Source organism: Stenotrophomonas sp. 1278 (assembly GCF_029892765.1).
GTDB classification, from domain to species: domain Bacteria; phylum Pseudomonadota; class Gammaproteobacteria; order Xanthomonadales; family Xanthomonadaceae; genus Stenotrophomonas; species Stenotrophomonas indicatrix.
On the sequence record NZ_JARXWD010000010.1, the window covers coordinates 122,802 to 129,533 of the forward strand.

The window sequence follows — 6,732 nt, forward strand, 5'->3', positions numbered from 1 at the left end:
GATCCGTTGAAGGGTGCCGACGTTGGCCGGCACCCTCCGCCTTCAACCTTCCACGCTGGCCGCGTCCAGCTGCGCCACATCCTGCACGCTCAACGCCACGTTCGCCGCCGCCAGCAGGTCGTGCAGCTGCTCCACGCTGGTGGCACTGACGATCGGTGCGGTGATCGACGGCCGTGCGATCTGCCATGCCAGTGCGATCTGCGCGGCAGTAGCGTTGTGCTTGCTGGCCACGTCATCCAGTGCTTGCAGAATGCGCAGGCCGCGCGGGTTCAGGTAACGCTTGACCACGGTGGCGCCGCGCGCGGAACTCTTGCCGGCATCGTCCGGCGTGCGGTACTTGCCACTGAGGAAGCCGCTGGCCAGTGCGTAGTAGTTGATCACGCCGATCTGCTCGCGCTGCACCAGCGGTTCCAGTTCCTTCTCGTAGCCGGCGCGGTCGTACAGGTTGTACTCCGGCTGCAGGGTTTCATAGCGCGGCAGCCCGTAGTCGGTGGAGACCTTCAAGGCATCGGCCAGACGCGTGGCGCTGTAGTTGGACGCGCCGATCGCGCGCACCTTGCCCGCCTCGATCAGGCGACCGAACGCGGCCAGGGTCGCTTCCAGCGGCGTGGATTCATCGTCCTCGTGAGCCTGGTACAGATCGATCACCTCGGTCTGCAGGCGACGCAGCGAATCCTCCACCGCCGCATTGATGTTGTCCGGGGTGAGGCCGGGGCGCTCGGCCCATTTGGCCACCTTGGTCGCCAGCACCACCTTGTCGCGCTTGCCGCTGCGCGCGAACCACTTGCCCAGCAGCGTCTCCGACTCGCCACCCTGGTTGCCCGGCACCCACGCCGAGTACACGTCGGCGGTGTCGACCAGGTTGAAGCCGGCATCGACGAAGGCATCCAGCAGGGCGAAGCTGGCCTTCTCATCAGCGCTCCAGCCGAACACGTTGCCACCGAAGGCGAGCGGAGCTACATGCAGGCCTGAACGGCCCAGTTCGCGGTTTGCCGTCATGGGCACGGACTCCTTGGGGGAAGTCCTTCAGGATAGAACGCGATGTGTGACCGCGCTGCGGCGCTGACCACAAAACTGTGTTCCGCACCGCGCACGCGGCTAACGTTTTGTGAACACCTGCGGCGCGGCGGCTGCTAGTCTCGCCGCATCTTCCGCTGGAGTCGCCCCGATGATTGCTGCCTCATCCCTGCGTGGTTGCCGCCTGCTGCTTGCTTCGGCGCTGCTGGTTGCCGTTCCCGCATTCGCCGCGCCGGCCACGGTCGCACCGGCAAAGATCCAGGTGTCGCCCGCGATCGATGCCGCGGTGAAGGCCTCGACCCGCGACCCCGCCAACGTCAAGCGCGACGGTTTCCGTCATCCTGCGCAGACCTTGGGCTTCTTTGGCGTCGCGCCGGAAAAGACCGTCATCGAGATCACCCCGGGCAATGGCTGGTACTCGGAGATCCTGGCGCCGCTGCTGCGCGACAAGGGTCATTACATCGCTGCGGTGGTCGATCCGCAGGCCGTGGCTGAAGGTCGCGGCCGCGACTACCAGCAGCGCAGCCGCGACAGCCTGGAAAAGAAGTACGCCGCCGCACCGGCACTGTTCGATAAAACCGCCGTGGTTGCCTACGACCCGGCCAAGCCGGTGTTCGGTGCAGCCAACTCGGCCGATGTGGTGCTGACCTTCCGCAACGTGCACAACTGGCGCAAGGCCGGCCAGGCGCAGGGCATGTTCCAGGGCTTCTTCAACGTGCTCAAGCCGGGCGGCGTGCTCGGCGTGGTCGAGCACCGCGCCAAGGCCGACGTGGCCGACGCTGACGACACCGGTTATGTGGGCCAACAGCAGGTGATCGCGATGGCCGAGGCCGCCGGTTTCAAGCTCGACGCGCGCACCGAGGTCAATGCCAACCCGCGCGATACCAAGGATCATCCGAATGGCGTGTGGACCCTGCCGCCGACCAACCAGCATGACAAGGCGGATGACGCCAAGTACCAGGCCATCGGTGAAAGTGACCGCATGACCCTGCGTTTCGTGAAGCCGTGACCCGGTAGCGCCGGGCCATGCCCGGCGAGCGCGCGGCGTGGCATGGGACAATGCCCTGCCCGCCGCCTGCCGTCCCCACGATGCTGATTGCCTTCAACAAGCCGTTCAACGTGCTCTGCCAGTTCACCGACCGCAGCGTGCCGCCGCGGCCGACATTGGCCGGCTTCGGTTTGCCGCCGCGCGTCTACGCTGCCGGCCGCCTCGACCATGACAGTGAAGGCCTGCTGCTGCTGACCGACAACGGTACGTTGGCGCACAAGTTGACCGACCCGAAGCACAAGGCGGACAAGCTCTACTGGGTGCAGGTGGAAGGCACGCCCAGCGACGGGCAGCTGCAGCAGCTGCGCGATGGCGTGGTGCTCAATGACGGGCCGACGCTGCCGGCGAAAATCGAGCGCCTCGATCCTGCGCCTGAACTGTGGCCGCGCGATCCGCCGGTGCGCTTCCGCAAGACGGTGCCCGACAGCTGGCTGGCGATCACGATCCGCGAGGGGCGCAACCGCCAGGTGCGGCGGATGACCGCTGCGGTGAACCTGCCGACGCTGCGGCTGGTACGCGCTGCAATGGGGCCGTACCGGCTGGATGACCTGCAGCCCGGGCAGTGGCGGCAGATCGGCTGAAAAAAAGGCCGGAGGCCTTGCGGCGTCCGACCCTCGTGCAGCGTCACGGGGTCAGAGCCCTTCCTGCGGAAGGGATCCGACCCCGGTCAATCAGGCGTCGCTGCCGATATCGCTGTGCTCGTCGACCACGGTGTCGTTGCGGCGATCGCGCGCATTGATGCGCTGGGCCTGGCCGTTGACCACATGGCCATTGGCGGCCTTCTTCTTCTGCTGCTTGCGGTACAGCGCATAGCCCAGCAGGCCTACGCCCACGGCAGCTGCCGCGATGGTCACCGCCGGATTGCGGCGGGCGAACTTGGTGGCGACCTTGCCGCCGGTCTTCACCGCGCCAAGGGCGGCACCGGTCTTGATCCAGTCGCTGGCCTGCGGGCCGAGGTGACGCAGGCTGCCGCCCGCGCTCTTCAGGCCATCGCCTGCGGTATGGGCCAGGTCGAGGGCGCGCTCCAGGGCGCGGTCGGTGATTACGGTCAGCTTGCTCATGCGGGGGTGTCCTTGCCTCGGGTCGAAGTCCAGTGTCGCCTGTTGCCCGTAAACGGTATGTCAGTCAGGCGGGCGCGTGGTGTGACTCTACCGCAGCCATTCAGGAACGGGCGGGGTGTCGGCGCGCATCACGTCCCGCGCGGCTTGGCCCGGTGGGTCGCCGTAGCCGTCCAAGGGTCGTCCGGCCACGGGTGGCGCGGGTAACGGCCCTTCATCTCCTTCTTCACCTCGGCGTAGGTGTTCTCCCAGAAATTGCGCAGATCCTGGGTGACCTGCAACGGCCGGCCGCCCGGTGACAGCAGGTGCAGGGTCAGCGGCACCCGGCCATCGGCGATACGCGGCGTGTCGGCCAGCCCGAACAACTCCTGCAGCTTCACAGCCAGCACCGGCTGCAGCGGCTCGCCGCTTTCGCCATCCAGCGCATAGGTGATCGGCCGTTCCAGCCCTGACGGTACGGTGATCCGGGTGGGCGCGTGGCGCTCGACCAGCTGCCGCTGCGACCACTCCAGTGGCGACTTCAGCGCTTCGCCGAGACTGGCCTCGTCCAGTGCATCCAGCCGTGTCCTGCCCGCGAATGCCGGCTGCAGCCATTGCGCACGGTTGGCCAGCAATGCGGCGTCACTGCAGTCGGGCAGGCCCAGTTCGGGCATCCAGCGCCGCAGCGATTCAACCCGCGCCTGCCACTGGCGCAGACCGTCGGTCCATGGCAATGCCTGCAGGCCAAGCTCGGCAACGGCGTCGGTCAGCGCCTGCGCCGCCAGCTGCGGATCAACCCGGCCAGCCGAACGGCTGTCCATCACGATGCGGTCGAAGCGTGTTTCGCGCAGCGCGACCAGGGCGCGGCGGGTGTCATCCCAGCGCACCGCGTCTTCGGTCACGAAGCGCTCGGGCCAGTGCCTGCGCAGATAGCCTTCATCCACCGGTGCGGCGCGCAGCAGCAGCGCATCGCGGGCTTCGAAGCGCAGTTCGCTGGCCACCAGCCACGGTTCGCCCCGCAGGTCGCTCAGTTCATGCAGGCGGGCGCTGCGGCCGTTGGCCAGCAGGTAACGCAGCGGGTCGTTCGGATGCTGGAAGGCAATGCGGTCGGGGAAGGCATGGGCCAGCAGGTCGCCCAGTTCGTGGGCCTCGATGCTGGCGGGCGGTGTAGCGTCACAACGCAGGCGACGGCGCCACTGTTTGGCAGCGGCATTGATGGCGGCCAGGCCACTGCGATTGGCATCGGCCGGCGCACGGCCGTTGCGGAAGGCCGCCAGTGCGCGCCAGCGTGCGGCCAGTGCATCACCGCCCTGGCGCAATGGGTCACGAGCTTCCAGCAATGCCGCCAGATCGGCGGCCAACGCCTGCGCGCGGGCATCAGCTGCGGCCAGCAGCATCGCGGCCATCCGCGGATGGGTGCCCAGTGCCAGCACGCGACGGCCGAGTGCAGTGATCGCGCCGCTGCTGGACAACGCGCCCAGGCGCTGCAGCAGTTCGCGTGCGGCGGCCATCGGCCCGGTCGGTGGCGGGTCAAGGAAGCGCAGGTCGCTGCTGCCCCAGGCGGCCAGTTCCAGCGCAAGGCCGGCCAGTTCAACCTGGTCGATCTCGGCGCGACGCTGCGGTTCCAGCCGCTGCGACTGCGGCCACAGCCGCCAGGCCACGCCCTCGGCCACGCGCCCGGCACGGCCGGCACGCTGGTCGGCCGAGGCCTGCGCAATGGCGACCACGTCCAAGCGGGTGAATCCACTGTTGGGGTCGTAGCGGGGCTCGCGCGCCTGGCCGCTGTCGATCACCACGCGCACGCCGGGCAGGGTCACCGAGGATTCGGCGACGTTGGTGGCCAGCACCACGCGGCGGCGGCCGTCGCTGGCGGCCTGCAGCACGCGCGCCTGCTGTTCCACCGGCAGTTCACCGTGCAGGGCCAGTACGTCCACCGCAGCGCCAGCAAGACTGTCCTGCAGGCCTGCCTGCACGCGTGCGATCTCACGTTGGCCGGGCAGGAACACCAGCAGGTCACCGGGGTGCTCGGCCAGCGCCTGCTGCACCGCGCGGCGCACCTGCAGTTCCAGCGCCTCGTCACGCCGGGCAGGGAAGTGGCTGATTGCCACCGGATAGCTGCGGCCTTCGCTGCTCAGTCGTGGTGCATCGAGGAAGCGCGCCAGGCGTTCGCCATCGAGCGTCGCCGACATCACCAGCAACCGCAGGTCATCGCGCAGCTGCGACTGCACGTCCAGCGCCAGCGCCAACCCCAGGTCGCCACTGAGGTGGCGCTCGTGGAATTCATCGAACAGGATCGCACCCACGGTTTCCAGCATTGGATCGTCCTGCAGCATCCGGGTCAGGATGCCCTCGGTGACGACCTCGATGCGCGTGCGCGCCGATACCTTGTTCTCGAAGCGGATACGGTAGCCGACGATGCCGCCGACCTCCTCACCGAGCTGGCGCGCCATGAACATCGCGGCACTGCGCGCGGCCACCCGGCGTGGTTCCAGCAGGATGATCCTGCGACCCTCCAGCCACGGCGCATCGAGCAGCGCCAACGGCACCTGGGTGGTCTTGCCCGCGCCAGGCGGGGCTTCCAGCACCAGCCGTGGGTGCACGGCCAGGTGCTGCTGGATCTGCGGCAGCAGCGGAGAGATGGGGAATTGCGGGGCGTTCATCTGCAAAGGATAAGGGGCCATGGCGGGCACGGGTACAATGCGCGGGTTTTCCTGCCTCTGCTGCCCCCATGCATCTGATCGATATCGGCGCCAACCTGACCCACGACTCCTTCGACCGCGACCGCGACGCCGTGCTGGACCGCGCACGCCAGGCCGGCGTGGTGCAGATGATCATCACCGGTGCCAGCCGCGAGCATTCGCCACTGGCCCTGCAGCTGGCGCAGCAGCACCCGGGCTTCCTGTACGCCACCGCCGGCGTGCACCCGCACCACGCGGTGGAGTACACCGACGAGTGCGATGCGGAGATGCGCGCGCTGCACGCCCATGCCGAAGTGGTGGCGGTGGGTGAGTGCGGGCTGGATTATTTCCGCGATTTCTCTCCGCGCCCGGCGCAGCATCGCGCGTTCGAGCGCCAGCTGCAGCTGGCTGCAGACAATGGCAAGCCGCTGTTCCTGCACCAGCGCGACGCGCATGCCGATTTCATGGCGCAGATGAAGAATTTCGAAGGCCGCATCGGTCCGGCCGTGGTGCACTGCTTCACCGGCGAGCGCCAGGAGCTGTTCGACTATCTCGACCAGGACTGGTACATCGGCATCACCGGTTGGCTGTGCGACGAGCGACGTGGCGGTCACCTGCGCGAGCTGGTGAAGAACATTCCGGCCAACCGGTTGATGATCGAGACCGACGCACCGTACCTGCTGCCGCGTACCTTGAAGCCGATGCCGAAGGATCGCCGCAACGAACCGGTGTTCCTGTCGCACATCGTGGAAGAGCTGGCGCGGGACCGTGGCGAGGATGTGCAGACCACGGCCGCAAACGCCACGGCTGCCACGCGTGCGTTCTTCCGGTTGCCGGACGCCGCCTGATCGGCAAACGGTAGTGGCGGGGGCGGGGGGGGGCCCCCCCCCCCCCCCCCCCCCCCCCCCCCGCCCCCCCCCCCCCCCCGCCCCCCCCCCCGCCCCCCGCGGGG

At 68.4% G+C, this 6,732-nt stretch carries 6 protein-coding genes; 3 read left to right on the top strand and 3 right to left on the bottom strand.

The genetic code is table 11. From position 1 onward, the window contains the following. Positions 1–42: 42 nt before the first annotated feature. On the bottom strand, positions 43–999 hold the full coding sequence (locus M2299_RS11475; RefSeq protein ID WP_032976826.1) for an aldo/keto reductase: 957 nt from the start codon (positions 997–999) through the stop codon (positions 43–45). A gap of 169 nt (positions 1,000–1,168) precedes the next feature. On the opposite strand from M2299_RS11475, the gene M2299_RS11480 reads away from it, so the two are divergent. Together M2299_RS11480 and M2299_RS11485 are read left to right on the top strand one after the other, a co-directional pair. Next, a complete protein-coding gene (locus M2299_RS11480; RefSeq protein ID WP_059065564.1) occupies positions 1,169–2,026 on the top strand; it encodes a class I SAM-dependent methyltransferase in 858 nt (285 codons plus the stop codon). An 80-nt stretch (positions 2,027–2,106) separates the two neighbouring features. Then, complete coding sequence (locus M2299_RS11485) at positions 2,107–2,646, top strand: pseudouridine synthase (RefSeq protein WP_025877589.1); 540 nt, start codon at positions 2,107–2,109, stop codon at positions 2,644–2,646. Positions 2,647–2,736: 90 nt separating this feature from the next. On the opposite strand, the gene M2299_RS11490 is transcribed toward M2299_RS11485, so the two are convergent. Together M2299_RS11490 and hrpB are read right to left on the bottom strand one after the other, a co-directional pair. After that, on the bottom strand, positions 2,737–3,126 hold the full coding sequence (locus tag M2299_RS11490; protein ID WP_025877588.1) for a hypothetical protein: 390 nt from the start codon (positions 3,124–3,126) through the stop codon (positions 2,737–2,739). A gap of 128 nt (positions 3,127–3,254) precedes the next feature. Next, positions 3,255–5,762, bottom strand: coding sequence for an ATP-dependent helicase HrpB (gene hrpB / locus M2299_RS11495; RefSeq protein WP_280884368.1), 2,508 nt, complete (start codon positions 5,760–5,762; stop codon positions 3,255–3,257). Positions 5,763–5,830: 68 nt separating this feature from the next. Between hrpB and M2299_RS11500 the strand changes: the two genes are divergently transcribed. Beyond that, positions 5,831–6,628, top strand: a complete 798-nt coding sequence (locus M2299_RS11500; protein ID WP_025877584.1) for a TatD family hydrolase — start codon at positions 5,831–5,833, stop codon at positions 6,626–6,628. The last annotated feature ends 104 nt before the right edge of the window (positions 6,629–6,732 follow it).